Consider the following 25,489-nt stretch of genomic DNA (forward strand, 5'->3'; position numbering starts at 1 on the left):
CTGTATACTGTTTATGATGTAAAACCTATGCGACGACCGTTCTTACTGGCGAGAACTTCTGAACGACAGTAGCCTTCTATCTCGTCGAACGAGGCATACTTGCCAGAGAGGATGTAGTCAACTGTACGCTTGCGGGCGATATTCTCAATTTGGCCACCAGAGAAGTCGAAGTGAGAGGCCAGCTGACGGGCATCATCAACACTGATATCCTTCAGCATAGAGCACCAAATCTTGGTTTTCACGTCCGTATCGGGCTTATGAAACTCCACCTTGTAGAGGAAACGACGCTCAAAAGCCTTGTCGAGATTACTCGTCAGGTTGGTGGTGGCAATGAGGATGCCGTCGAGGTCTTCTATCTCCTGCAAGATAATGTTCTGCATGGCATTGTCCATCTTATCGACAGAGTGCTCCACGTTCTCTGTACGCTTGTTGATGATAGCATCAGCCTCGTTGAAGAACAGAATGGGCATCACCTCGCTGTTCTGACACAGCCTGCGATAGCGCGCAAACACCTCCTTGATATTCTTCTCACTCTCCCCTACCCACTTGTCGCGCAGTCCGGCGATGTCAACCTGCATAAGGTCACGCCCCGTCTGACGAGCTATCTGGAGGACAGTTTCGGTCTTGCCTGTACCAGGAGCACCATAGAACAGGCAGGCAAAACCCTTACGCATACCCTGCTCTTCGAGTCGCTGCTGGATAGAAGGCAGGTTCTCTATGCTAAGCAGACTGGTGAGTCGCTCTATCTGTTCTCGCTCTGATGTATTGAAGAACAATGATTTCTCCCTGATCGCTTCATGACTTTTCAAGAATCGGTCATCGGTTCTCATTCTTCTACACTTAGAATGGCTTGGAGTATAGGCAGACAGTAATTCAGTCTTAGCCTTGCGAGTAAGCATATACTGCTCTGTATCGGCCTGACCTTCATTGCACTTATGCTCAATATATCCGCATTGAATCAGGGGATGTATACCATCTCTCAATCTTTGGCGCATTAGGCCACATTCATATTCTTCAGGATAAAGGCCATCGATGGTCTGAAATGTGAGGCCCTCGCCTTCTGAACCTTCCCACTGGGCATAATCAACTACTATCAAAAGTAGAAGCGACTGAATGTGAATATCATCGAACTTCAATATCTCATGGCATAAAGGAAGATGTGAGTTAGCCTTGACAAGTTGTAGCATCCATTCCTCGTCATCATTAAAAACGGCATTGCGGTCGTTCATGTTCTTATCAACATGACTCTCCAGCTTATCCACAAACTGCTGCTCGTTGAGACCATCAATTTTCTCTGGAACGAATGGCTTGTTATGGCGAAGAGCCGTGACAACTCCATGGGCCAGTCCGAATCCTTCGTAGCTACCACCAATTTCATGAACAGCCTTTCGAACGCACCATCGCTTAGCGAGTAGATCCTCTATCTCCTCAGAATAGAGCATTATTGTAAGTCGAGAGCAACCGAGATAGTTACCGAGACGCTTCCAAGATACAGCATCACCAAGTTCGGCCATAATAGCCAACAGAACAATCTGCATGTTGGTAAGTCCAAGTTTCTGGCGCAGGTATGCCAGAGGGGCCTTGCAGGTTTTCCAAAATTCGTCCGACAACTTGCAGTCCTGGGCAAGATCCAGGACTCTGTTCAGAGCACTGATGACTGTCCATGTTTCTTTTTCTTTATTCATACTCAATCATTTTAAAATTCTGCTGTAAAGGTATCCATTTATACTTAATCTAAGGGGTCTGTTATACCTATAAATACTTAAAATATTATCACAACTACTGACTCTGAGATATAATCTCAGAGCGCAAGATGTCAATTATTTGGCTGGGGGAAGTGACACACTGATGGTCAGGGTCTACTATCATTTGGTTAATATCCTCGGCTTTGGCCCCCCAAAGACAATGATAGGCTTTGATGCCTGCATTGCCAGCAGCCTGTGCATCGCACATTTCATTACCAAAAGCGAGGACGTTTGTTGGTGTTTCTTCGAGTTGCTTCAGTGCATATTCAAAAAGAAGCGGGTTACCACCATGTTTTCTGATTCTGCGACCTGTGGCATCTTTACAGCCAATACGATTGATTTTGTCTTTTGGAAAAATATCCTGTAGACCATAATGACGAACAGCCACATTCAGTACTTCACGATTGTTGCCAGAAACGATGGCAGCCTGGATGTTGTTGGCTTTAATGTATTCAAACACCTGCAGCCAACCGTCGTACAGAGGACACTGTTTGATATGCTCCAGATATTCTTTACGTGCTTGTACCCATTCAGGAGAGAACCTGCGCAGTTTTTTCTGCCTACCCACGTATTGGTCAGCTTCAGCAGTGTTGAACAAGGTGCCGTCGAAGTCGAAAAGCACCGTTTTGAAGTTGCGATTGATTGTTTTTTGCTTTGTCATATATCACTAATTTGTGGTTTGCGACGGCAAAATTATACAATCTTTTCCAAGCTTGGCTTTTCGATATACGTATAAGCAAACACAATTGAAGGGAAGTACAACTACCTCCCTTCTGAAATTATTAATAATCGTCTGTTTAACTACAAAATGCCTGTTTAGCTACGATAGTTCCCATCCGTAGAAATCCTCTACATCTTCATAGTCTTCACCTTCTGATTTCTCATGTTCAGTATTATCGAAGACCGCACACAGTAGTTTATAAGCTTCTAACTTTTCAATCTCTTCATCAGAAATACACACCTTTTTAGTAATACCATTGCCGATAAGATTCAATTCAAGTTCATGCTCACCTGTAATTTTCAATCTTTCAACTTGCCAATATTCGTTATTAAGCGATATTGTAGGCAACTTATCAGGATTACTTGTGTCAAAACTTAACTCTTTACCAGTGTATTCTTCGTCATGAAGAAGAAAAGCTATACCCAAGAAACATTCGCCTGTATCTCGGTCGTCCCAATATGAGTGGAAGTTTTCTTGGATTGTTTTAATGTCTGTCTTTTTATTCATATCTACCAAATATTAATTCTCAATTCATTTTTAATTTAACGACACAGCCCATAACAGAATAGTAGATGAGAGTGTCTCTTACAGTTACTCCGGCACTGACGAGCACATCGTGGTAAGCCTTAAGCTGGGAAGCATACTTGCCAGCATAATGCCTATTAGACTCACCTGGTGTGGTAATGATAGCCTTTTTGCCTGGGTAGTTCTTGAAGTCGACAAGTATGCACTCCTGGGCATTGAGATACCATAGGAGGTCTATCTCACCACGAACTATTTGTCCAGGAAGTGGTTGCGTGAAGGGAACCTCATGTTTAATAGCATAAGGTGCGCCATAAGTATTCTCCAACCAAGCATAAAGTTGTTCAATGGAGATGACAACCTTCTCAATATCAGGGATGACCTCATACATCATATTGCCATTGCGAATGCGAGTAGCCTTTTGCACATTCTCCTCATGAGAAAGAGCTGGATCATAGACAGCGAAGATGTTATGTATGCAGGTGCCTGCAGCAGCCTCGTTTACCCCATCCGGTTTGAAAGGATCAATGCGGCAATCCAGGTCGGCCAGTATCTGGATATTCTCCTGTGCAAATGCTATCTCAGGCAGTTTACTGGGTGAGAGATACTTAGGTTCCTGACAGAGTATTGGGTTGTCTGGATACTGATAATGCTTATATTCTGTTGCCTCAGGAATAGTCGCCTCCTGACAGTTTGTGATATCTTCGTAGACAGGCTTCAAGGCTTCATATTGCCAGAGATTGGCGGCATTACCAGTAAGGACACCATCAGAGATGCCTGTATTTTTAATCCATGAGAGAATTGGCAGTTTATCCTTTGAAGTCTGCTTACTGAGGGTAGTGAGATAGTCGCGTGCTCTGGTTACTCCTACATAGAGCAGATGGCGCAGCTCGTTACGTTCTTTATCCAATAACGGTTTGAAAGTAGACAACTCCTTGCACTTGTCGATTATGGGTTGTGGCAGGTTAGTCTTTGGAGTGCTGTTGATTCGTGGCAGGAACTGTACGACATAGGCATACTGTTCGTTGGGCTCAGGGTGACGCAGTTCACGAACGCCCCAGAAATCCTTTCTCATGAACTCCTTTTCTTCAAGAGAGTCATCTTCCAACGACGAGAGAATGACATAGTACCATTCCAACCCCTTTGAACCATGATAGGTAAGTACCTTAACTGCATTGGCTGCATTGTCAATTTTAGTATCAATCTCGGCATAGGACAGGTAGGTGAGCAATCCACCTACAGAGGCTCCGATGCCCATCTGAAGACAATGCTCATCATATTTCTTTGCCAGCGAACAAAGGCTTTGAAGGTTCTGACGACGATTATCAGCATCACCCCATTTTGCCACTACCTGAGGAAGGCAAAGGCCATAGATAATGCTTTCAAGGAGATCGCTGACAGAGAGATTACGTACGGTCTGCTCGAAGGCTCTAAGCTTCTGTATCAACGGATTACCATCGTCGAGCCAAAGATCTTTTGCGGTATCCTCGTCATTGGCTTTAAGACTCATTATATAGTCAAGACGACTCTGAAGAATCACTTGTGTGGGTTTATCCTCCAGAAGGTGCAGTAGATCAGCCCTAACATGCTTGTTAGAGGAGTTTACCATAAACTTGAGGAGTGTGAAGACCAGTTGTACCTCTATCTGCTGAAGAATATCATTGTTTACATAGGATACCGGTATTCCCTTCTTGATGAGCGCCTCGGCAAAGTTCTTGCATTCACTGTGCCTTCGACAAAGGATAGCCATGTTGCCATACTGCAAGGGGCGAACTTTTTGGGTATCCTTATCTAAAACTGTAGGGCGGTTGGTCATCAACAATGCGATGCGATCAGCCACCTTGTCGTGGAAAGAGTATTGCGCTCCTTTAGAGGGAACATAGCAGTTCCAATGATATAAAGAACTAGAAAACTCTGGAACCTCCTTGCGAGCTGCATCGAGTTCAACATTCTCTTTGCTTATAACTCCTTCAAAGGCCCTGGTAAAGCTGTCGTTAGTAAGTTTTACCAAAGGCTCTCTTGTGCGCCATGAGTTGGGCAGATTGTCATGTGTAAGATTGAGTTGGGGATCTCCCTTCTTATCGAGGAACTGCTGAGTAAGTTCATTAACCAACTCAACATCGGCACCACGGAAACCATAAATACTCTGTTTGGGGTCGCCTACCCAATAGCTCTTCTGCATCAGGTCGGAGAGAAGCTTAAATATCTCCAACTGTACAGGGCTGGAATCCTGGAACTCGTCAACCATCATCAGTTTGTAGGTGCCTTTGATCTCGTTAACTACCTGTGGTATACTGAGTAATTTGAGGAACAAGCGTTCCATATCGTTATAGTCGATGATATGACGCTGAGCCTTGAAGGCATTAAAGTCATCCTTCCACTCCTTGGCTATGTCGAAGAGGATGGTAATCATCTGCTTCATCATACCGCCAGGAGTGTTGTCGCCACCAGATGACATTTGGACATCCTTGAGGTTGTCGACAAGAGCATCATATTGGCAAAAACTCTGCTTTAGATTATTCCTGTTAGTTTTCCCTATGTATTTATCTTCTGATGTCAGTTCCTTATAAAGCGAGGAAATTATAGCATACGTACATTTCTTTGCTTTAAGTCCATCTAATAATGTTCGAATACTCTTTTTTACAGAGTCACTGTATGATTCAGACTCAGAGAGGAACAAAACAACAAAAGCATTTAGTAATTCATTATTGAGTAAAGTCTTACTACTGAAGATACGCTCTACAACAGCACAACTATCCGTTTTGCTGCGTTCAATATCAACTGCGTAGTTGTTCGCCTTTTCGATGATGGTAAGCAAATGTTCTTTCCAGAAGTCATAATCAGCCTTCGATTGAGCATCCTTGATGTCGAAGTAGGCTCGATAGGAATTAAAGAACTGAATATGTTCGCTGGTAACATAGTGCCCCAACGACTCACTGATATATACTTGTAGATCGTCTTCCGACATGACCTTCATATCAGGTGAAACACCAATAAGATACCAATAGCGCTGGATGAAGTTCAATGCCACAGCGTGTACTGTGCCAATGGTAGCAGAATCCAGTTCTGCTGCTATGTCAGGATGGCCATCCTTGAAGAGTTGGTGGCGCGATTTCTCTCTGAACTCAGAAGCTGCCAGTTCAGTAAACGTGGTGAGGATAACCTCTGAAGGTTTGATCCGATTATCGGTATTGCTCAACTGCTCAGAAAGAATCTGAGTGAGTTTTGTGGTCTTGCCAGAGCCTGCTCCGGCATTGATATATTGGATATTCTTCATACAAGTCTGCCTTTTAAGATGGGGTGCGTAGTCTTAATTTCCTTAGGATTGCTTTTGGACTTTTCAAACGAAGTCTTCTTTGAGAAAGCTGGTTTGTCTTTCTTGACGTAAGGACAACTTTTGAGGCCATCAAGCTTATAAGCCTCATTGAGTGGATAGCGTGGGGTATCTGCGGTATCCGTAGTATACTCCAAATTGGCTATTTCCGTTACCTCACCATCTTCGATATGTCCACGATTCAATTCGTTGCGACGAAATTTATAGGCATTCTGCACTTCTTTAAGTATATTCCTATTCTCAACTTCTGTCTTTACCTTTATATGGCGAATATGGCTGGACTCTGGGAAATAGGTGGTAAATAGAGTCTTAAGCGGGAAGAGATAATAGGCCACACCAACAATCTTTGAACCATAGTGTTTCTGAGCAGCCTCGGCATAAAGTTCCAACTGCATGGCTTTTCGCTCTTCCAAGTCTGTCTTGTAGTGTTTGGCCTCCGACCATTTGAAGTCGAAGATGACCAAATCGTCATTATCATTCTTCAAAACCATATCGATGCTACCATTGAAGGCTCCAATGGATTCAAGGTTGACATTAAATTCGACTTCGCTTCCAACGGGCTTCAAGTGGAGATTTTGTATGATGTTAGTGAGAACAGTAACACTCTCTTTCAGAATGCTCTCAAACTGTTGACGTTCCAACTTATATTCTGGCAGCAATAGTACAGCACCTTTCTGCTGGATAACCTCATACACCAGTTTTTGGATGGCATCCGAGGCCAGCTTCTGATATTCTTCAGCCATCTTCTCACCATATAATTCGAACAGTTTTTGAACAAAGAGGTGCGCTACCAAACCTTCTGTTGTGTCAAGGTCTGGCAACTGCCCTACCTGTGGCTCATTGAGTTTGAGCAGGTGAGTCATGGTGTAGTCAAACGGATGTTGGATGAGCGTATCGATGCTGGAGTAACTCTCTTTGTCGCGCTTTAGATTCGCCAAATCCGAAGAGAGATTGTAGTAAGTCTGCATTTCCAACTTATGAATATTATCAGACTTTTCAATGAGGTTGGGAACTGCATCTTTTGTAACGCAATTTTCCCAATCATCTTTATGGGTGTGTTTCAGTTCGGTAATCAACGAATGTTCCTCCTGACGCGCGTTATTGTCGAAATCCCATGTTACGAGAATGAGCTGGCTGACATGTTTCAACGCATCCATTTCCAGTTGATGATACCGTGTATAGAATGCTGGTTTGCTGGGAATCATAATATCCTGGGCATGTAACATGTCAAGTTCTGTTGTATTGAGGAAATCGAATGGGTAGGCGGGTAAAGTTGCTCCTACACACCCCAGCCAGCATACTTTCTCTGCATCATCAGCCAACTGGGCAATGGAAGTGATGGTGTCGGGAGAATACTGTCGAGCCTTCATATGAGTGAAAGACTGAGGCCGGTAAATACCATCAATGTGAGCCTTTAAGACTTCTGAAGTAATGTAACCATCTGCAGGCAGAATCTCATGAAGCGACCTGCAAAAAGAAGCTAATACAACGAGTTGTTCTTTGCGCTCATCATCCACCTTATCACTGCGCAACGACTGGTCGCACCAATGCGCCAGTTTGCCAGCATACCCTTTAACATCATCTACCAGAATCTTTTCGGCATCATAGTCTTTGTTGATCATCTCGATGAAAGCAAGTTTATCAGAGCGTTTATCCTTACCTTCATCATCCGTGAAATCATATTCGTCAATGACCTTCTGCCACTCTTCATTGATACCACCCTCATTAGCCAGGACCCGTGCAAGCTGATATGAAACACCGCCTAACGGATTGCCAGGTATCTGTAGATAGGACAAGAGGTTATAGACGTTCAATGGACGGGCAAAAAGAGACATACCCAATTTGAACAATTGAAGGAGCTGAGGATTACTGTTCGTCGCTGTAGAATTGACAACCGGCTGTCCCATGGCTATTGCCATGTCATTGAGTATACAGTTGTCGCTACTGATAGTGACATCAGTGTTCTGTAATACTTCAGGCTTGGAGAGATACCATTGATAGGCTTCAGTTCGTGTTTTAAACTGATAGACTTTAAAATCATCAGGTATGTTACCTTGAGAGACAGTATAGCTTACGGTGGTTTGTTTGGCCAGTTCATCAAGGGCTCTCCTGATTACAGCAGGGATATGCTCTTTATCGTGGACTTCAATATAGTCATCCTCCATGAGAATACGATGACTCTTAAGGTGACTGGTCAATTCATGCCAGCGTGTAGAAATTGGTTTAACCTTAACTCCCTTAACTATTTTCGCAAGGTCTCTCAGTTTGTCAGTTTCAACGGCAGATTCTGGAGTCCATCCTTCCATCAACAGACTGTTGCTCCATGCCATCAGTTGACGGGAAACACCCACTTCGTCACTCCTAAACGATTGCTCAAAGATGGTGCCAGTGACATTCTCACTCAACACCTCATGAAAGGCAATTAGCTGCTCAGGCTCTGAAAGCTCCTGTGATACGATTCCTGCCCTCAGTTCCAATTCTGACAGGAGTTCTCTTGAGCCACAAACCTTAAGTCCAAGCAGACTTTCCTTGCGTTTCTTTAGGTCAACGTAGTAACTCCCACTATAATAAGGACTATACACTATTCTCATCTTCTCACATTTTTAGTTATTTCGGGCAAAAATACAAATTTAAATTCAAACCACAACACAAAATTTAAAAATATTACATATTATATTAGGTATAGGAAGGGACTAATGATGAATTAGTCCCTTAGCGCCGATATACGAAACACTCTCAGAAGCGACTCGCTGAGCATACATCAGGCAGTCCTCAAGTACAGAAACACATAAGTCAGAAACATGAGGTAGGCCTTTCTGGCCGAGTGCATGGATGAAGGTGGAAGAAGTCCAGTCACCAGCGCCTTCGCCGTCGATGGCATCAGGATTCCAAACGGGATCGAGTTTCTTCCATTCAGCATCCCTCAGGCGATAGCGTAGCCCCTCCTGATTCAGTGTCTGGATGAACAGCTTGTCATCATAAGCATCTGAGAAAGAGACGTCTGGATGACGTTCGTTTGAGAATTTCACAATATCGCTGGCTGCAACGGCACGAAGGAAGTTGCGGTCTACGGGCTCGTTCGGCTCGTAATACACCAGCACTCCGCGTTCATGGAATAGCTGAGCCAGCAGGATGTTGCCAGGAGCACAGCGGTCAAAGAAGAACACGTCGGGCATCTCTTTCAGCGAATCAAAGAGTTCCTGTGCCTGTTTCAACGTCCAGAAACGGTGATTCACAAAGCGTCCACCACGAGGAGAATGAGCCATATAGGCAGTCTTGGGTTTACCGTCACGACCAGTCTTATGGATGATGTCGAGGATTGTGGTACCACCATCAGGTGCATTGCTAACGAGGCGTGTGTCACAGCCATAAGCCTCCATATCAGCCTTCAGCTGGAAGCCCACCTCAGAATCATCGAGACGAGCAGCAGGCAAAGTATGCCAGCCGTACCAAGCGAGGATGGTCATAACATTGCCAGCAGTACCACCCACATGCTGGTAGATGACATTCACGTCCTTACCATTCTTCTCCTGAAGATTGTCAAGCGGGAAAGTACCCGCACCGAGGCATGTCAGCCCAAATTTCTCATTCATCTTATTCATATCACCATTAAAAATTTAAATTCGTCGGCAAAGGTATGGTATTTTGCCCATATAAGGGGTTTAGATATAGGTATAACGGTTATTTCTCTAAGCAGAGAATCTCCCGCAGTTCGAGCGGGAGTTTCTCGTAAGCAAACGTGGCAAGAGATGGCGGCACGGGCATGGTGGCGGCAGCGATGTTGCCAGCGATACAGGCCATCGTGTCGGTATCGCCCCCCAGGGAGATGGCACGGATCACGGCGTCTTCGAACGATTTGGCTTCAAGGAAACAGATGATGGATTCTGGCACACTCTTGTCACAGGCAGTCTCGAAGGTATAGTTTGGACGTATCTCATCGGTAGAGCGATGGAGGTTGTAGCCGAATGTCTGCTCGATGTATGAACGAATGTCAGTTTTTGACGAGCCTGTGCGGTTGAGATAGATGGCAGCTGCAACGGCCTGGGCACCACGGATGCCCTCGGGAGAGTTATGAGTTACTTCGGCAGTAATTTTGGCGAGTGCCAGACACTCGTCGAGCGAATGGGCGTACCAGGCTACAGGAGCAACACGCATGGCACTGCCGTTGCTGCCAGCCCCGTACGGTTCGCGGCTGTCAGAGCGGACCCAGGCACGAAAGTTTTTTCCGAACGAGTAAGATACGTATCTACGTGCGAAGCGTTTGTAGAGGTCGATGAGCTTCTGTTTCTGGTGTTCAGGATCGTCCATGAGCCACTTGGCGGTAGCAAGGGTAAGCACGGTATCATCGGTATATGTCATGCTGACAAGGGGCTTGATGTGATCCTGGCCGGCAAGATTCTTGACCTTCTGTTTGTCTTTCTCGAGTTCGTATTTTGAGCCGAGCACCTCACCTACGATACCACCGATAAGTCCATGATTGGGGAGAGATATTGGTGTGGATGGACTGACAGCAGAAACGTTCAGCAAACCATCGGGTTGAGGACAAAAACGGAGGGTATAGCCCAGCCAGTTGATGTATGCATCGTTGAGGATGTCTGCATCGGCAGGTTGCCCCAAAAGGTATTTTTTCCACTCATCGCACCACTGGTAACCAGGTTTCTCGAACTCCAGTGCTCTACGGCATTTTACGTGGAAACGATCCTCGAGGAAGTCGCGACGTATGCGCTCTGGATTGTTGAGATAGCCCTTTTCGGGATTAAGGATAGTCTGCTGTGTTTTCAGTGCATCGCGGCTATCATCGAAGGCGGCCATAAGGTATGGAACTTCGATGTCGGAGAAATGCAACCCGAGCAGGTTGATGCTGGTGTGTTCTGATTTGATTTGGAGTCGGTCAGTATATGAAACGTGGGGTGCGTTGAGTGCGAGAGCACCGTAGAGGGAGAAATCATCCTGAAAACGGACGAGGTCGCGGAACGCACCCTTGCTGAAGCCACCGAGGTTTTCGGGATCGTTGGGATTGGAGTGGCGGTATTTTTCGCCAAAATCGCTGGTGAATATGCTCATCTTGTAGAGCAGGTCGATGCTTCCCAGAGGCGTATCGATGTCAGTACGGATGATTACAACGGGGAGATGGCCTGGCAGACGATCAAGCAGGTTGCGACATAGTGACTCTTCACGCGGAGTGACCAACAGAACGAGGGCACAGTCGGTCTGGGAGTGCTTGGGGCTGCTGATGAAATTGGAGAGTGCGAGGAAACGTCCATGGCATTCGTCACGGTAGTCGGAGATAACGCATGAGGCCAGTCCTGCTTCAGTCATGTTGCTCTCCAACTTGTGTGCTACGGGCTCTCCGTAAGAACCGAACAGAACAGTGAATTGGGTAATGGTTCTAAGGTCTGGCGGAGTGGTGGTGCCATCCACGCAGCGGTAAACGTAATTTTCGGCAGAGTCAACCGACATCGCAAGTCGGCGCGAGAAATCAGCATCGCCTGTGAAGGCCTTGTATAATAACGCAAAGTACGCGAAGGTTCCGTTGACGCTGATGAATCCATCAGGGATGTCGAAGTAATGGTTGGTGACTCCGTTGGGACAGGATTTCTTCACCCGACGGATGTTCGCGTTGTCATCCTCCGTGGGATTCATCGTTACGACGCAGCTATGTTCGGGATTGACAGCGGTCATGCGTTGTGAGACGTACACGACATCCTGATTCTTCAGTGATTTGCTAATAAGGAGAAGTTTCGAGTTCTTCAGAGTCTCGTCAGAAAGTGAGTTGGCCTGGTACGGTGTTATTGCCCTACCCAGTCCACAGTTGGTTCCGTAAAGGAGTGCAGCATATGCAGCCGAAGAATGAGAACCGCCATGTCCCATCGCAATGAGAGGACGCTCAGGATTGTTGAGCAAGAACTGGCGCAGTGGTTCTACGTCGGTTTGTTCCGCCTGTTCGATGTACATGCGGGTTTCTGTCAGCAACTCGCTCATGAGCTTCTTTCCGCCCCGAGCTTTCGGTTTCTGTTGGTTTGTCTGTTTTGTTGTCATGCTACTGTGATTTTATTTTCGCGGTGCAAAGGTCGCAAAATAAAAGCACAGTAGCCGTTTGGATATACGTATAAGGAATTAACGCAGATACGAGATGAAAGCAAAAGCATCATCTGGCAATCTGTATTCCAATTTGCCATTGTCGCGTAGTTCCATGAGCAGGCGACCTAAAAGGTTAGGGCCTACATAACTATCGCCTTGAGTCTTGACACCCCATGTGTCGGGTGACTTTTTGCTAAAACTGTCTTGGTCTTCGACGATGAACTTGCCTATGGATCGTTCCAGTTCCTTACGAAACTCCTCGCTTTGTTCGTATTTCTGTGTCAGACAGAATTTCATAGCATCTACTATCATCTGTCCCCAGTCGGCACGGCGATGAGTCTTTTCCCAATGTTTGGTAGTGTATTTGGGATTGCCTGCCTGATAGATTGCCTTCACAGGTTCCGCATCCTTGAACTTCATCAGCTGGAACAATTGCTCAGAATTCTTGAACGTGACATCCTTATATATAATAGGTGTACGACCAAAATTGCCAAGAATACCCCAAGGCTCTTCTACCTTGCGAATGGTTACGCACTTGTCCTTGGGATAGGTTTCGATGGAATAGTACTCTGGGTAGAACTCCCTGATAAATGGGGCTATGCTGTAGAAACTCATATTCGTTACGATTTAGAAACTATCAAATGGGATTTCTTTCTCGGAACCAGGGACAAGCTGGAAGTGCTTGGGATCGAGTTCCACCTTGTCGATACGGACAATACGAATCTTGTCGATGTTTAGAACAACACGGTTAGTAAGACCATCAGGCTTTGACTGGGCCTGAGGCCATGCGAAATACTCTAACCCAATTTCACTGAAGAACTTGGCTGCTGCTTTCTCAGCATCGAGATCGGCCTTGTTTGTGAGTTGCTTGATTGTGCCAGTCTTGCCAATGAGTTTGTTGCCTACATACTTGCGGAAGAGTTTACCCACCTGACGCGCTTCGTCGGGTACATGTTCGCCAAGCGCCTTTTCTGTACGCTCGATAATGGAAAGATGGACAGGGCAGACTGAAAAGAGGTGGTTCTCCTCCGTCATATCGGGAATCTCAAGAGTATACACGTAATAGCTCTTGTTTTCTGGACGCTTCTTGTTATAGGCATAGTGAGCTGCCGAGGTGTACGATTCGGTGACATATGTTCCAAAACCGAACTTTGCTTTGCCGTCGCCTTCAAGGGCGTGGGCAATGTCGAACTGCTTGAAAAGCACTGATGTGCCATGGTAGAATGTTTCCATATGTTCTAATATTGTTATGCAAATATACACATTATATCAATTATACCTATATATTAAAGTCTCATTTTCGCTTTTTTTAGTATTTTTGCAGCGTAAAACCAATAATTATCAGTATGATAGAAGTTATTAAATCCCCTACTCCAGTTGCTGAGAAAACTCAGTGGACAGTTTTTCTTGCCGGTCCAATGAACGGTGCCCCCTCCTGGCAAGTTCAGGCTCCAAAAGCGGCAGCTAACGTAGGCATTAACGGTGTAACATTTCTGAACCCGCGCAAGACCGAAAGGTTTGTTACAGGTACTTATCAGGTGAATTGGGAAACCTTCGGACTCCGTATGTGCGACGTCATCCTGTTCTGGATTCCGCCTCAGGCTCGTCCTATGAAACCATGGCGCTACTATGCCATCACCACGAGATTGGAAATGGCCGAGAATCTGGCACGCGGGCATAAGGTAATCATCGGCATTGACCCAGAGTTTAAGAATGAGAAAGGTGAAGATATGGCTGGTATTCACCATCTGAGGCGTATGGCGAAGTATTACGGAGTGGAGAATATCCATACTTCGCTGGAAGACTGTATGAAGGAACTAAAGGAGTGGATGGAACGTCCGCGTAAGGCAGAAGAGAAGGTACACCATATGGATGGTCCAGCATTTGAGCCGATGGACAAACTGAGCAGGACGATAAAACCGAGTACAAGTCGCAACGAAACGCTGATGGAGCACTGGAACCAGACCGTTTCTCCAGGCGATACAGTATATATAAACGGAGATTTCGGAGCCGAAGAATGGAGGCTTTTTCTGAACGGAACCATTATACAGCAATAAGCCGAATGGATTAATCCTTCGGCTTTATCAATATAGGCTCAGTATAAGTATAGGTAACTCTGAAACCGATGTATGTGCATTTATCTCCATGTACCTCATCGGCTGTTTTAGGCATCTTACATAATTTGGTATTAACGAGCCATTCTACATTTATCCCCTTTCGCCATAGAGGCCGCAGGTCACCATGGAATAGCTTCCACATATCAAGTGCATACCAGGTCAGTAAGAATCCTAATAGGAAGTCTCGTATGAATTTCAATACATTCTTCATATGATATCAACATAAGTGTCTAAGAAGCACACTTGACTTACTACTTTTACGCATCTTGTCGATACCACGTTCACGAATCTGACGGACACGTTCACGAGAAAGCCCCATGTCGTAACCGATGTCATCAAGAGTTCTTTCCTGGCAACCTATGCCAAAGCTCTGAATAACAATAGTCATTTCTCTATCGTTAAGTACAGAGCAAAGCACCTGCATAAGGTCGCTACACATCGAATCATAGTTAACTTTTCGGTCGGTAGCATACTCTGCTGATGAAGACAACATATCAGCCATGGTAGATCCCTCTCCTTCTGTGATAGGAGCATCAATACTGGATACGTGAGCTTCAGTCTGTATGGCTTTCTCAATCTTCTCTATTTCTATGGAAATAATATCACACAGTTCCTCTGCAGAAGGATTACGTTGATACTTCTGAAGGAATATATTCGTAGCATTCTTGATTTTGTTACTGATGGCTATTTGGCTTTGAGGCCTACGAACTATATTACTATAATCAGCTATTGACTGAAGGATGCTTTGGCGAATCCACCAAATGGCATAAGAGATAAACTTGAATCCACGTGTCTCATCAAACTTCTCTGCAGCAGTGATTAGTCCGATGTTTCCTTCACTAACCAGATCAATAAATGGAACACCCTGATTCTGATACTGCTTTGCAACAGATACCACAAAACGCAGATTGGCTTTAACAAGCTTGTCTTTGGCATCAGCACCTTTTTTACCTCCACCATGAATGGCTTGGGCAAGTGCCACTTCCTCGTCAGTAGATATCATAGGTATTCTACTAATCTCAGTAAGATACTTGTCGAGAGACTCCTCAGAACGAGGGGTAATGCTTTTGTTAATTTTGAATTGTCTCATATTTGATCTCATTTGATATTTCAGGTGCAAAGGTAGGGAAATTAGACGATAGTAGCCTTCCAGATATACCTATAACGAAATACCCATAATCTTTATGTCGTTGCATAAGATTAACAAGCCAAAGATGTTAAATCAATGTTATAACTAAATAATCATTTGGAGGTTTTAAACCTTTTTCATACCTTTGCATACATATTAATATAAAGACCTATGACAATTATCGAGTGTATTCAGAAGGAACTGGCATTGAATCTCAACCCCTATCAGATTTTCATATTTGAGAATGAAAAACTCAAATCAGGTAATGATTGGATTAAAAAAAGAAAAATGTGGAGGGATTATGATATTGTATTTATCCCATTTGATGTGGAAAAACAATTTCAGACCAGTCTTGGCAATGACATAGACCCTTTGTTGTATTTTTCGATAACTCATGCAGATATAGTGGCAAGAGTTATGCCACGTAAGTCTGGCGAATATAGATATGCAACAGAAATCCTGACTTCTGACGATTTGTCAAGTAGGGAAAAGTTTGCTCATAAACTCGATACATTCGTAGATGTGTTGGACAAAGAAAAGAGCAAGAGTTTTGTGAATACCGTTCGACGTTTCTTCCAATATGGGAATGATGATTTTGCCGATTTGGTATTGAATGCTTATGATGGTAATGTTACCAAACTAATAGCCATGTCCCAACGCTATACAAGCATTGTCTGTTCAGCAGTGATGACATCAGCAGAAATCTTTTTGACTGATTTCATTAATAATCTGCCAGAGGAAAAGCAACTCCAGTTGGGAGCATTGGTTAAAGAGTCTTTGAGTTATTCTAATGAGGTAGAATCAATTCAAATTCTCAAAGACTTTTTGAGTTATAATTATGATGACATAGATTCAAGTTCCATATCTATACCTTCTGCAAAGACAAATGTTCCCAGATTGTATAAACCAGATTTTACCATCTGTATTTCATATGCCAAGAAAGACATTCTTTCAGAAAAAGACAAAGATGGTGACTATGAGATTACCTTTAGGCGAGATAATGGAGAATCATTTGATTTTGTTTTTGGACATAGAGGTGACAAGATGCTCTATTTGCTAACTCTTCTATGCCAAAAATACAATGGAGGTTTGCCTACAAGTTATTTCAAAGACAAAAGGTCAAAACGAATTTTGGAGAAGGTGTTTAATAAAGTATACCGCTCTGGCGGATGTGATTGGGTTGAAAAATGTTCTTCTGATAATCATAACATTTATATGTATCGTTCTCATGCAAAAGAAGTAATAGAAAAGGACAAAAGACTAAAACCACAAGAAGCATACTATTGCAATTTTGAAAACGAGATCCTTCGGATTGGCCCAAAGGCAAAAACGCTTGAAGTTCGCAAAATAAGACTTCCTGAAGACAGAATAATAATAAATGATAATATGTTGGATGATTATTCTTTTGACGATTTGTTTAAAGAAATGCCTTCGTTCTACAGACTGTTTGATAATAAAGAACTTAAAAAAGCGCTATTTGAGATCCATAAGAATATGGTTTATGGTGCTGATCAACGCGAAGATGATGGCAACTTCAAGTTATATGGAAAAGCAAAGCACATTTTCTAAAAAGTAACATATTTCGGTCGTTATACCTATATCTAAAAAGCTCATATGGGCAAAATCCCGTACTTTTGCCCCCAGAAATCTGAGGATTCACCAAGGATATTAACTAAAGGGAGCTATTATGACTATAGGAAAGAAAATGAGGAAGCCACTTCGTAGGCTGAAGATACAGGAACAAACTGAGATGGAATTGCAGCCAGACTTCATAGATGACGGACAAGAACTAACAATGTTGTCTGCCATCAACAGCATTGTGACTTTGGCAGAGGATTCTAAACTAAGCACTTTGTTCTTTGAACAGGCAGATAGATTTATAACCTACCTTTCTGAGCGACAGGGTATCTCAAAGATGCAAGCTGTTCTATTATCAATATTTATAGAGTCGAGCGCGTCTGGCAATAAAGCAGACTTTTCCGACATTGCCCGCTATCTCGATTGTAACAACGTACAAGTGTTGCAATACAAGGGCGAAGTAGATAGCCTTGTTAGGATGGGAATCATCCGTATGATTAAAAACAATATGAATGGTGACTATGATTATGCCGTGGCTTCTACACTACTGGAAAGTCTATCTAACAATCAGCCATTTCAGCGTAAATCGTATAAGGGTGCGACAGAAATTCAATTCTTCCAGCATTTCTATGACATTACTCATCTTCGTTATGAAGAGGAACTTTCGACGGAATTGATGTTGGAAGAGATTAAACGACTGATGGATGAGAATCCTGAATTGTCATATGTTAAATCACTTTGTTGCATTGAGATGTCAGAAATCAGTCGTGCGGTCATTACCCATATGTGCCGTCATTTGGTGCTGACAGGAACAACAAGCATTCCCATGAATCATCTGGTTTTTCTCTTCGACGCACAACATCAAAAGTATGATTTTGATCGAATGATGTCTGAGGGAAAACATTTCCTGATTCGAGAAGGATGGGTAGAGAACGCATTTTCTGAAGGTTTTAAGGACAAGGATGAGTATCAGCTAACAGCTAAAGCATGCGAGTTTCTTCTAAAGGATTATAACATCAAACCCACGGAAAACAAGGGATGTGATGTGATGCAGAGTAACGAGATAGCTATAAAGCAGTTGTTTTTCGCTAATGATGTACAGCGACAACTCGAGAGTCTCACAGAATTACTAAGCGAAGAGAAATATCTCGGAATCTGCAACCGGCTTAAGGAGCGTGGACTGCGCCAAGGTTTCGCATGTCTGTTCTACGGTGAACCTGGTACTGGAAAGACAGAAAGTGTGTTACAGATAGCAAGAAGAACTAATCGTGACATCATGCAAGTGAATATCTCTGAGGTGAAAAGTATGTGGGTTGGCGAAAGCGAGAAAAACATCAAAGCAATCTTTGATCGTTATCGTGCAGTAGCCAAACACTCAAAGCACATCCCTATCCTTCTCTTCAATGAGGCCGATGCAATCATTGGTAAGCGTAAGGAGGGTGCAGAGCGTTCGGTTGACAAAATGGAGAATTCTATCCAAAACATCATCCTGCAGGAGATGGAATCATTGGAGGGCATTATGATTGCTACAACGAACCTTGTACAGAATATGGATTCTGCTTTTGAGCGTCGTTTCCTCTACAAAGTAAAGTTTGAAAAGCCAGAATTGGCTCAACGTACAAAAATATGGCAATCAATGATGCCACGTCTTTCAGCTAATACTGCAGAAAAACTTGCTTCATCTTTTGACTTCAGCGGTGGTCAGATAGAAAACATCACACGCAAGTGCGACATCGAAAGCATCCTCTATGGTGAGGACTACATAACTGACGAAAAGATTATGCAGTACTGTCATGAGGAGAAGATTGTGAAGAAAGGCTGTGCTCGTATAGGTTTTGTATAATGAGGATAATCGTGTTACAAAAGGGCTTCTATCTGCATATTGAGATAGAAGCCCTTAATATGTTATTTATCATCAGGGATGGTAAACGGATTATCAAAGCCATGATCCCTAAAATATATCACAAGTTAATAAGATATCCAAACTTTAGAAAATATATTCTGATTCATCAGTCTGTGGCATATCAGCTTCCATAAACATTACGAAATATACAGGCATATAAGTAATCTTACCGTCTTGATATACTTCACGCTCATTAGAAATGACAGTCGCAGCAAGTACATTGTACTCAGGAACATTAAGGAGGTTATTGAGAGCACTATGTACCGTATAATCCTTACCCGACTTAACCTCTATCGGATGAGCACTCATCGTCTGGTAGTTGTCAACCAAATAATCTACCTCACCCTGCTTGCGGTTGTCGTAGTAGAAAAGCTTATGACCATGTGCACGCAGTTCCTGAGCAACGACACTTTCATAGACAGAACCAAGATTGATACTGCAGATATCGTCAAGCACAGGACGGATATTGTTTCGATAAAGCACTCCTGTAAGTAAACCCACATCATTCAGATAGAGCTTCAGCAGATTCTTCTGTAGAGACTCGCTCAATGGGAAATGAGGATTGGATATAGCATTAACAGCCAAAGATATGCCGGAAGAGATAAGATACTCGAACTCTTCCTTATACTGATCGAAACGATCGCCCTTTTTCCCACGTATATCCTGAGCCACCACGCGTTTCTTCTTATTCTCCATCTGCGAGGGAATCATCTCATAGATACGGCGTATAAGCAGTTTCTTGTTATGCTCCATCTCATACTTAGAAGCGTCGCTGGCATAAAGACTTCGGATGCTATCTTGTACCTCACGAACTTTCACAATATTGTGTGTATCAAGGTAAGTATTGACAGCATCGGGCAGTCCGCCTACCAGGAGATAACGGCGGAACAAATCAAGCACATGGTTATGATGTTCCTCAGAAAGACTCTGTCGATTCTCGTAAGCCTGCCGCAACATAGCAATAGCCTCTGTACCAAAGCCATTAGCAATCAAGAATTCCTCAAAATCGAGTTGGTACATTTCCTTTACGGTAATACTCCCTACAGGAATGGAGGTTGTATCTTGCAGGGTGATACCTAACAGACTACCACTGGCAATATAACGATAGCGTTTATCCTCACGTAAAAACTTTAGCATTGTGAGGTATTGGGGATAATGCTGAACCTCGTCGAGAAACACCAAAGTATCATCACGATTGTTAAGCTTGTCGCCAGCGACCATGCTAAGGGTCAGATAGAAATCCTCCTTCTTGTGGATATTCTTGAACAACTGTTCACCCTCATCGTCCTCCACAAAGTTAATTTCTACGAAATTGGTATACAGGCGTGTACCCACCTCGCGAATACTGAATGACTTACCTATCTGACGAGCTCCCTCCAGTATCAGGATCTTGTCATTATCAGACTTCAAATAGTCTTCGATGTATGATGTAATCTTTCTATACAGCATGACGTATTTACACTTTTCAATAAGTTTTGACGGCCAAAAACTACACTTTTCAATGAGTTTTAATATCCAAAAACTACACTTTTCAATAATATTTCGTACTGCAAAAATACACTTTTCAATTAAAACCGCCAAACAAATCACAAAAAAAATGCGAAAAAAAACTGTTTCGCAGTCAAATTTCAGACTATATACCGTCAAAATCAGGTCACGCCAAGTTAATAAACAACAAAATTGTTAAATGTGGGTCTGTATTATGTTTAGATAAAGAAAATTTATTTTCTATAAATCAAAGAAAGAGTGTTAAAATCCTGAGGCTCAAATTTTGATGATATTTATTTATGCATTATCTTTGCCGACGAGAATAAAAATGAATTCGGATTAACTTAAAAATTCAACAATATGACTTTTATTATTTTCATGATGATTCTATGTGCTATCTTCGATGACCACGACAAGAAGCCGTGTCGTAAGAAGAAGAAGTCGTACCGCCGATACAAGAAGGATAATTCTTGGCTCGATAATGCCTGGTTTCACGACCATGGTCAACACATTTAGTTAAAAAAGGAAGTTTTTATGAGTAAAATTGAATTTCAGTACACCAGACTTTACCTAAAGAAGTATCTCATTGATAACGATAATCCAAAAGCAGATAATGCCGATTTCATCAACAATCGTGGAGCTGCAGCCGAGGATGCCTACGAAAAGGCTTTTCGTAGTGGCCTTACTCCCAATCAGGCACGTGAAGTGGCAATGCATGTACTAATGGAAGGATTTGAATGATAAGTCACTAAAGATTGTAGGGTAATTCACCAATCCCATGAAAGGTGATCACCCTACAATTCTATTATCGTCTAAAGCCCCTACGGGGAGACATCGATGGACGCATCATCTTTCTGCCCATGATGCAGCACCGGTGCATAAACTCCAAATCATCCTCATCTTTTCGGCGGCCCCAATCAGAATCAGGGCTACAACCACCGCCACCATTATCACGGGCAAATGACGTTGCCTGATCCAAGAAACCGAGATAAAGCGCACAGGCCACACATGAGATTTCATCAGCCCTTTCAGACATGTCTTCAATCCAAGAAATTCCTTTCACGTTTTCATAGAGTTCTCTTTGAGTTGGTGTTAAGCTATCAACCAACCTATTCCATTTAGGAGATAACTGTTTACAATTATAAGCAACCTCACGCCAGAGGGTACCATTAATGTTTCTCTGTACCTTCTCATAATAGACATCTTTTTCCTTGTTTATTTCTCGCCTCAAATCGTCATATTCACTCTGAACTTTAACCATCCTTAGACCAAGTTTTTCGAGTTGTTCAGCAACATCTTCAAGCATTTTTCTTTTGTCAGATAATTTTTCTTCAAGTTCTGCTATTTTGTCACTTAATTCCTGCTGTTTCTTTTCATATCTCTCATTCCCCTCATCATATTCGCAATCAAGAGCAGCAACCTGTGCTTCGAGAGTCTCCTTTGCGGCTTCCATATTATTAATCATCGTTATAAAACTCTTCATCTTCTTCTCGGCCTTTTTTTTCTCATCATTGAAGCCATTGATTTGCTGTTTTTGTTGGGCAATGATATCATTTTTATCAGAAATAGCTTTATCTATTTCTTCAAGGATACTTCCGTTTTTGACTATCATTTCACGCATCCACTGGAGATAAGATTTATGTCGTGCACCAGTCATAAGCATATCATCACCTCGGGCCAAACCATATTTCTCGCTAATCTTTGAAGCCTCGTCCCAAAGTTCTTTGGTTCGTTGAGAGTACTCATATTTACTCTTGCCAACAAAGACCTCTTTATAGGACAGTTTTCCTCTCTTCGAAATTGGCACTACGACACAGTGTGCATGAGGTGTTGTCTCATCTAAATGAACAATAAATGCCGCAATATGACTCTCCCCGTATTTGTCTGCAATAAATTTATACATATCCTTTGCCCACTTTTCAATATCTTCCTGACGCTGCAGGTGGGAATTATCAGCATTAGGTTCAAAAGATATTTGCTGGTTTCCGAAAGCAAGTTTTGTCATCGTATCGTGAGATCCATGAAGTATCAAACTCGCATAAGTTCGAATCCCCTTTCCTTTTTGCATCAAGATATCATTCGACAAACCTTTATTAGGATCTTCAATATTATAAGATTGGAGTATGGCTTTAATTCGCTTAGGAATAGAAACCTTTCTATCTATCTCTTTAATCACACCTCCCTTTCCGACCTCAAAATCAAGATGAATACGCGACTCATCAAGAGTTCCTGCGACCTTCGCTGACCATGCCGTAGATGCGCCGATACGAAGGTTCTCATTTGAGAGTGCAACAGCCATACGTTTTCCTGCAAGTAAGTTAATTGCTTGTTTTTGATTTTTTTCCATAGAATAAAATATTATTAGTGAATAAATAAAGACGGATTCTTAGGGTGAAACCCTGAGCCTATGAAACCACCAAGCTTGCTTGTTTAAGTGTGGTTTCCCTCTCTGCGGCATTTATGTCGTAAGGGGGGTAATAGGCTACCACTATGGCGGCATTATGCCGCACCTCAAGCGCAAGCGCTTTGAAATATGCTTTTACTCTATAATAGTTCTGTAAGAGGAAAAAGCTGACTACAAGCGTTACATATACAATAACCACAGGATTACATTGCTTTGTCATAACAAAGAAAATTATAATCCGCTGGGCCGGTCCGATAGGGGCAGGCAAGCCGAAGGATGAGAAGATTCGTTTAACGTATTCAAAGTCTCGACAGAGCACTTTAGAGTATAAGATGCTCTGTATTCATTCTGGCCAACCATAAGAAGGCCAAACTCAGTAAGTTGAGAGAGGAATCGAGAAACAGTTTCACGATCCCATCGCCAAGCCATTGCTAACTCACGAATACTTCCATTTATATAAAGTTCATCCGTTTGATTCATGATGGTAGTTTGCCTTTTTATAAGATCATAAAAGGCTTCACAGCGCGTGAACTTTGGGGCCAGCTTATTCCCCTTCAACAAATAGTCCCAAAGAAGTATGTTGGTTGGAACAACCATCATTTTTTTTTGTGTCAGAATTTCATTTTTTGTCTTCAACATAGAAAATTATTTTTTACATTACACACTTAAATAATCACACTCCACTTGACCCTAAATGCCGCCATAAAATTTAAGCAAGAATATCGCAACGACAGTGTAGTCTCGTGGCGTTTGGAGGGCAAAATTAGGAATAAAGTTCGACAAAAAAGAAAAGTATAAGAACTAAAGTCTTGTTTTAACTATAACGAGACTTTTGAAGTAGAATGAATATGGGAATAGACATTAGATTTCAGTTTACATAAATCACCAGCACATAATATGATTACTATATGTTGAGTGAGTTTTCTCAGCTATTAAAACGACAAAGAAAGTACATCAGCAGAAGTCCTTTCAAGGAGACATTCAATCCTTATAAGTCAAATATAAAAAACGATTTTTGTACCAACGTCTCCAACCCCATCATAATCGGCAGCAATTGAGAATTGGCAGCACAGTTCACTAACGACATCATCATCAAGAGCTATAGTCAATTCAAGCTCTATTGCCGACCTATTTTCATTAAAACTCAGATTCCATATACACTCACCTAAGAACGCATTGACGACTGTTCTTATTTCATCCTGAGCACGCCATATAAAGTCAAAATCTTTCATCGAATTATTTTGGCTTTTTGAAGATTATCAAAGTCATCCCAAAAGGCAGACTCGTCTGAGTCGCTGAAACCGTCATTCGACAATTCATGAAGAATGGCATCCAGAAGCTGCACCTTTGAGATATTCAAATCAGAATCAATATCAATAGGGTACGTAACGATGTCGCCCAATGAACCGACGTGAACATTGGTAATGGCAACCTTACCATTTACCAACTTTACCTGAATATGCCTATTTGAACCATACTCAGGCTTAATCTTACGCAGTTCCTGGTACAACGCAGAATCGTTGTATTGTTCAGGATCAACAGAAAGAACAAGTTCGCGTAGAGTCATGTTACTATCTTTATGTATTATAATCGTGGGTGCAAAGGTACGAATAAAAAATGATATTGGGAGTTTTCCCTATTATCTTTTCGGGAAAATCCCCCTCCATATTATGATTTTTCCTTTGTAAATACCGAGAAAAATGCCGTACTTTGCACCGTGAACAAGAAACAAAATGTCAAACTCTAAAGTATAGGAGATAACGATATGAAGAAGATGATGATACTGGCAATGATGATGGTCATGACTATCTCGGCCAACGCAATGAGCTATAACGCAGCAAAGCACGAGGCTCTGTTCCTGAGCGACAAGATGGCTTACGAGCTAAACCTCACTGCTGCACAGTATGAGGCTGTCTACGAGATCAATCTCGATTACTTAATGAGCCTGAACGGACACAGTGATGTCTTCGGAATCTGGTGGGATCGCCGCAACGCTGACCTCCGCTTCGTGCTTAACAGCTGGCAGTTCGACAAGTATATGAGCCTGGCTCACTTCTATCGTCCTGTAGCTTGGAAGGCTGGCGGCTGGACATTCGCAGTATACTCTCACTATAACAGAGGTCATTTCTACAACGCACACCCCAAGGTATTCGTTACCTACAGGGGCGGCAATAACCACAAGCACGATCGCTTCTACGCTGAACGTCACATGTCAAAGCCAGCTGTGCATCATCCTGCACCTGCCGTGCATCATAAGGCACCAGCACCGGCTCCGCACAACGAGAAGCGCGATATGGCACATAACGACCGTCGTGGTTCTGACCGTCACATGGCTATGAACACCAATCGCGGAAACGGTGGTCACTTTAGCGGACGTAGATAATTTCCGGAAACTCTCTATATGCCTCGAAAGAGGACTTGCGAGAAATCTCAGAAATGAGGTTTCTCGTTTTGTTTATGGATTGAC

Annotated in this window: 21 protein-coding genes; 6 read left to right on the forward strand and 15 right to left on the reverse strand. The window is 42.9% G+C overall.

The genetic code is table 11. The features are described 5' to 3' along the window. Positions 1 to 11 precede the first annotated feature (11 nt). From BLU97_RS10885 to BLU97_RS10925, 9 genes are all read right to left on the reverse strand, one after another. A complete protein-coding gene (locus BLU97_RS10885) occupies positions 12 to 1,685 on the reverse strand; it encodes an ATP-binding protein (RefSeq protein WP_074761600.1) in 1,674 nt (557 codons plus the stop codon). A 94-nt stretch (positions 1,686 to 1,779) separates the two neighbouring features. Beyond that, positions 1,780 to 2,406 carry an HAD family hydrolase gene (locus BLU97_RS10890; protein WP_074761601.1) on the reverse strand — a complete coding sequence of 209 codons (627 nt, stop codon included), beginning with the start codon at positions 2,404 to 2,406 and terminating at the stop codon, positions 1,780 to 1,782. Positions 2,407 to 2,565: 159 nt separating this feature from the next. Further along, complete coding sequence (locus BLU97_RS10895) at positions 2,566 to 2,973, reverse strand: hypothetical protein (protein WP_074761602.1); 408 nt, start codon at positions 2,971 to 2,973, stop codon at positions 2,566 to 2,568. A gap of 19 nt (positions 2,974 to 2,992) precedes the next feature. Further along, positions 2,993 to 6,265, reverse strand: a complete 3,273-nt coding sequence (locus BLU97_RS10900; protein WP_074761603.1) for a UvrD-helicase domain-containing protein — start codon at positions 6,263 to 6,265, stop codon at positions 2,993 to 2,995. Continuing rightward, positions 6,262 to 8,913, reverse strand: a complete 2,652-nt coding sequence (locus tag BLU97_RS10905; RefSeq protein WP_074761604.1) for a PD-(D/E)XK nuclease family protein — start codon at positions 8,911 to 8,913, stop codon at positions 6,262 to 6,264. The genes BLU97_RS10900 and BLU97_RS10905 overlap by 4 nt, the downstream gene beginning before the upstream one ends. Positions 8,914 to 9,015: 102 nt before the next feature. Then, on the reverse strand, positions 9,016 to 9,924 hold the full coding sequence (locus tag BLU97_RS10910) for a carbohydrate kinase family protein (RefSeq protein WP_074761605.1): 909 nt from the start codon (positions 9,922 to 9,924) through the stop codon (positions 9,016 to 9,018). A gap of 79 nt (positions 9,925 to 10,003) precedes the next feature. Further along, on the reverse strand, positions 10,004 to 12,361 hold the full coding sequence (locus BLU97_RS16245) for an ADP-ribosylglycohydrolase family protein (protein ID WP_254771711.1): 2,358 nt from the start codon (positions 12,359 to 12,361) through the stop codon (positions 10,004 to 10,006). Between the two features lie 78 nt (positions 12,362 to 12,439). Then, positions 12,440 to 13,018, reverse strand: coding sequence for an NADAR family protein (locus BLU97_RS10920; RefSeq protein ID WP_074761606.1), 579 nt, complete (start codon positions 13,016 to 13,018; stop codon positions 12,440 to 12,442). Between the two features lie 12 nt (positions 13,019 to 13,030). Continuing rightward, positions 13,031 to 13,636, reverse strand: coding sequence for a hypothetical protein (locus tag BLU97_RS10925; protein WP_074761607.1), 606 nt, complete (start codon positions 13,634 to 13,636; stop codon positions 13,031 to 13,033). Between the two features lie 113 nt (positions 13,637 to 13,749). On the opposite strand from BLU97_RS10925, the gene BLU97_RS10930 reads away from it, so the two are divergent. Then, positions 13,750 to 14,460, forward strand: a complete 711-nt coding sequence (locus tag BLU97_RS10930; RefSeq protein WP_074761608.1) for a nucleoside 2-deoxyribosyltransferase domain-containing protein — start codon at positions 13,750 to 13,752, stop codon at positions 14,458 to 14,460. Positions 14,461 to 14,737: 277 nt separating this feature from the next. Here BLU97_RS10930 and BLU97_RS10940 read toward each other — a convergent pair whose 3' ends face one another. Further along, positions 14,738 to 15,610, reverse strand: a complete 873-nt coding sequence (locus tag BLU97_RS10940) for an RNA polymerase sigma factor RpoD/SigA (protein ID WP_074761610.1) — start codon at positions 15,608 to 15,610, stop codon at positions 14,738 to 14,740. 210 nt (positions 15,611 to 15,820) lie between these two features. On the opposite strand from BLU97_RS10940, the gene BLU97_RS10945 reads away from it, so the two are divergent. Further along, positions 15,821 to 17,218, forward strand: coding sequence for a hypothetical protein (locus BLU97_RS10945; protein WP_074761611.1), 1,398 nt, complete (start codon positions 15,821 to 15,823; stop codon positions 17,216 to 17,218). A 118-nt stretch (positions 17,219 to 17,336) separates the two neighbouring features. Further along, positions 17,337 to 19,070, forward strand: a complete 1,734-nt coding sequence (locus tag BLU97_RS10950) for an ATP-binding protein (protein WP_081352986.1) — start codon at positions 17,337 to 17,339, stop codon at positions 19,068 to 19,070. Between the two features lie 144 nt (positions 19,071 to 19,214). On the opposite strand, the gene BLU97_RS10955 is transcribed toward BLU97_RS10950, so the two are convergent. After that, on the reverse strand, positions 19,215 to 20,579 hold the full coding sequence (locus BLU97_RS10955) for an ATP-binding protein (protein WP_074761612.1): 1,365 nt from the start codon (positions 20,577 to 20,579) through the stop codon (positions 19,215 to 19,217). Between the two features lie 399 nt (positions 20,580 to 20,978). On the opposite strand from BLU97_RS10955, the gene BLU97_RS16080 reads away from it, so the two are divergent. Both BLU97_RS16080 and BLU97_RS10960 read left to right on the forward strand, forming a co-directional pair. Beyond that, positions 20,979 to 21,134 carry a hypothetical protein gene (locus tag BLU97_RS16080; protein WP_175456367.1) on the forward strand — a complete coding sequence of 52 codons (156 nt, stop codon included), beginning with the start codon at positions 20,979 to 20,981 and terminating at the stop codon, positions 21,132 to 21,134. Between the two features lie 18 nt (positions 21,135 to 21,152). After that, positions 21,153 to 21,359 carry a DUF1896 family protein gene (locus BLU97_RS10960; RefSeq protein WP_074761613.1) on the forward strand — a complete coding sequence of 69 codons (207 nt, stop codon included), beginning with the start codon at positions 21,153 to 21,155 and terminating at the stop codon, positions 21,357 to 21,359. Between the two features lie 64 nt (positions 21,360 to 21,423). Here BLU97_RS10960 and mobV read toward each other — a convergent pair whose 3' ends face one another. The 4 genes from mobV to BLU97_RS10985 all read right to left on the reverse strand — a co-directional run bounded on the left by mobV (position 21,424) and on the right by BLU97_RS10985 (position 24,589). After that, a complete protein-coding gene (gene mobV, locus BLU97_RS10965) occupies positions 21,424 to 22,965 on the reverse strand; it encodes a MobV family relaxase (protein ID WP_074761614.1) in 1,542 nt (513 codons plus the stop codon). A 288-nt stretch (positions 22,966 to 23,253) separates the two neighbouring features. Then, positions 23,254 to 23,661, reverse strand: coding sequence for a hypothetical protein (locus BLU97_RS10975; RefSeq protein WP_074761616.1), 408 nt, complete (start codon positions 23,659 to 23,661; stop codon positions 23,254 to 23,256). A 356-nt stretch (positions 23,662 to 24,017) separates the two neighbouring features. Continuing rightward, positions 24,018 to 24,254 carry a hypothetical protein gene (locus BLU97_RS10980; RefSeq protein WP_074761617.1) on the reverse strand — a complete coding sequence of 79 codons (237 nt, stop codon included), beginning with the start codon at positions 24,252 to 24,254 and terminating at the stop codon, positions 24,018 to 24,020. Beyond that, positions 24,251 to 24,589 (reverse strand): hypothetical protein, encoded by a 339-nt coding sequence (locus tag BLU97_RS10985; protein ID WP_074761618.1) that lies wholly within the window; start codon positions 24,587 to 24,589, stop codon positions 24,251 to 24,253. The genes BLU97_RS10980 and BLU97_RS10985 overlap by 4 nt, the downstream gene beginning before the upstream one ends. A 198-nt stretch (positions 24,590 to 24,787) precedes the next feature. Between BLU97_RS10985 and BLU97_RS10990 the strand changes: the two genes are divergently transcribed. Next, on the forward strand, positions 24,788 to 25,405 hold the full coding sequence (locus BLU97_RS10990; RefSeq protein WP_074761619.1) for a hypothetical protein: 618 nt from the start codon (positions 24,788 to 24,790) through the stop codon (positions 25,403 to 25,405). The last annotated feature ends 84 nt before the right edge of the window (positions 25,406 to 25,489 follow it).

This window comes from Xylanibacter ruminicola, from assembly GCF_900107775.1.
GTDB classification, from domain to species: domain Bacteria; phylum Bacteroidota; class Bacteroidia; order Bacteroidales; family Bacteroidaceae; genus Prevotella; species Prevotella ruminicola_C.

Bases quoted from the DNA above. Each gene is read 5' to 3' on its own strand.
- BLU97_RS16080 (WP_175456367.1), top strand. From the start codon at position 20,979: ATGACTTTTATTATTTTCATGATGATTCTATGTGCTATCTTCGATGAC.
- BLU97_RS10890 (WP_074761601.1), bottom strand. From the start codon at position 2,406: ATGACAAAGCAAAAAACAATCAATCGCAACTTCAAAACGGTGCTTTTC.
- BLU97_RS10975 (WP_074761616.1), bottom strand. From the start codon at position 23,661: ATGTTGAAGACAAAAAATGAAATTCTGACACAAAAAAAAATGATGGTT.
- BLU97_RS10960 (WP_074761613.1), top strand. From the start codon at position 21,153: ATGAGTAAAATTGAATTTCAGTACACCAGACTTTACCTAAAGAAGTAT.
- BLU97_RS10930 (WP_074761608.1), top strand. From the start codon at position 13,750: ATGATAGAAGTTATTAAATCCCCTACTCCAGTTGCTGAGAAAACTCAG.
- BLU97_RS10940 (WP_074761610.1), bottom strand. From the start codon at position 15,610: ATGAGACAATTCAAAATTAACAAAAGCATTACCCCTCGTTCTGAGGAG.
- BLU97_RS10905 (WP_074761604.1), bottom strand. From the start codon at position 8,913: ATGAGAATAGTGTATAGTCCTTATTATAGTGGGAGTTACTACGTTGAC.
- BLU97_RS16245 (WP_254771711.1), bottom strand. From the start codon at position 12,361: ATGACAACAAAACAGACAAACCAACAGAAACCGAAAGCTCGGGGCGGA.
- BLU97_RS10955 (WP_074761612.1), bottom strand. From the start codon at position 20,579: ATGCTGTATAGAAAGATTACATCATACATCGAAGACTATTTGAAGTCT.
- mobV (WP_074761614.1), bottom strand. From the start codon at position 22,965: ATGGAAAAAAATCAAAAACAAGCAATTAACTTACTTGCAGGAAAACGT.
- BLU97_RS10920 (WP_074761606.1), bottom strand. From the start codon at position 13,018: ATGAGTTTCTACAGCATAGCCCCATTTATCAGGGAGTTCTACCCAGAG.
- BLU97_RS10910 (WP_074761605.1), bottom strand. From the start codon at position 9,924: ATGAATAAGATGAATGAGAAATTTGGGCTGACATGCCTCGGTGCGGGT.
- BLU97_RS10900 (WP_074761603.1), bottom strand. From the start codon at position 6,265: ATGAAGAATATCCAATATATCAATGCCGGAGCAGGCTCTGGCAAGACC.
- BLU97_RS10925 (WP_074761607.1), bottom strand. From the start codon at position 13,636: ATGGAAACATTCTACCATGGCACATCAGTGCTTTTCAAGCAGTTCGAC.
- BLU97_RS10980 (WP_074761617.1), bottom strand. From the start codon at position 24,254: ATGAAAGATTTTGACTTTATATGGCGTGCTCAGGATGAAATAAGAACA.
- BLU97_RS10885 (WP_074761600.1), bottom strand. From the start codon at position 1,685: ATGAATAAAGAAAAAGAAACATGGACAGTCATCAGTGCTCTGAACAGA.
- BLU97_RS10945 (WP_074761611.1), top strand. From the start codon at position 15,821: ATGACAATTATCGAGTGTATTCAGAAGGAACTGGCATTGAATCTCAAC.
- BLU97_RS10950 (WP_081352986.1), top strand. From the start codon at position 17,337: ATGACTATAGGAAAGAAAATGAGGAAGCCACTTCGTAGGCTGAAGATA.
- BLU97_RS10985 (WP_074761618.1), bottom strand. From the start codon at position 24,589: ATGACTCTACGCGAACTTGTTCTTTCTGTTGATCCTGAACAATACAAC.
- BLU97_RS10990 (WP_074761619.1), top strand. From the start codon at position 24,788: ATGAAGAAGATGATGATACTGGCAATGATGATGGTCATGACTATCTCG.
- BLU97_RS10895 (WP_074761602.1), bottom strand. From the start codon at position 2,973: ATGAATAAAAAGACAGACATTAAAACAATCCAAGAAAACTTCCACTCA.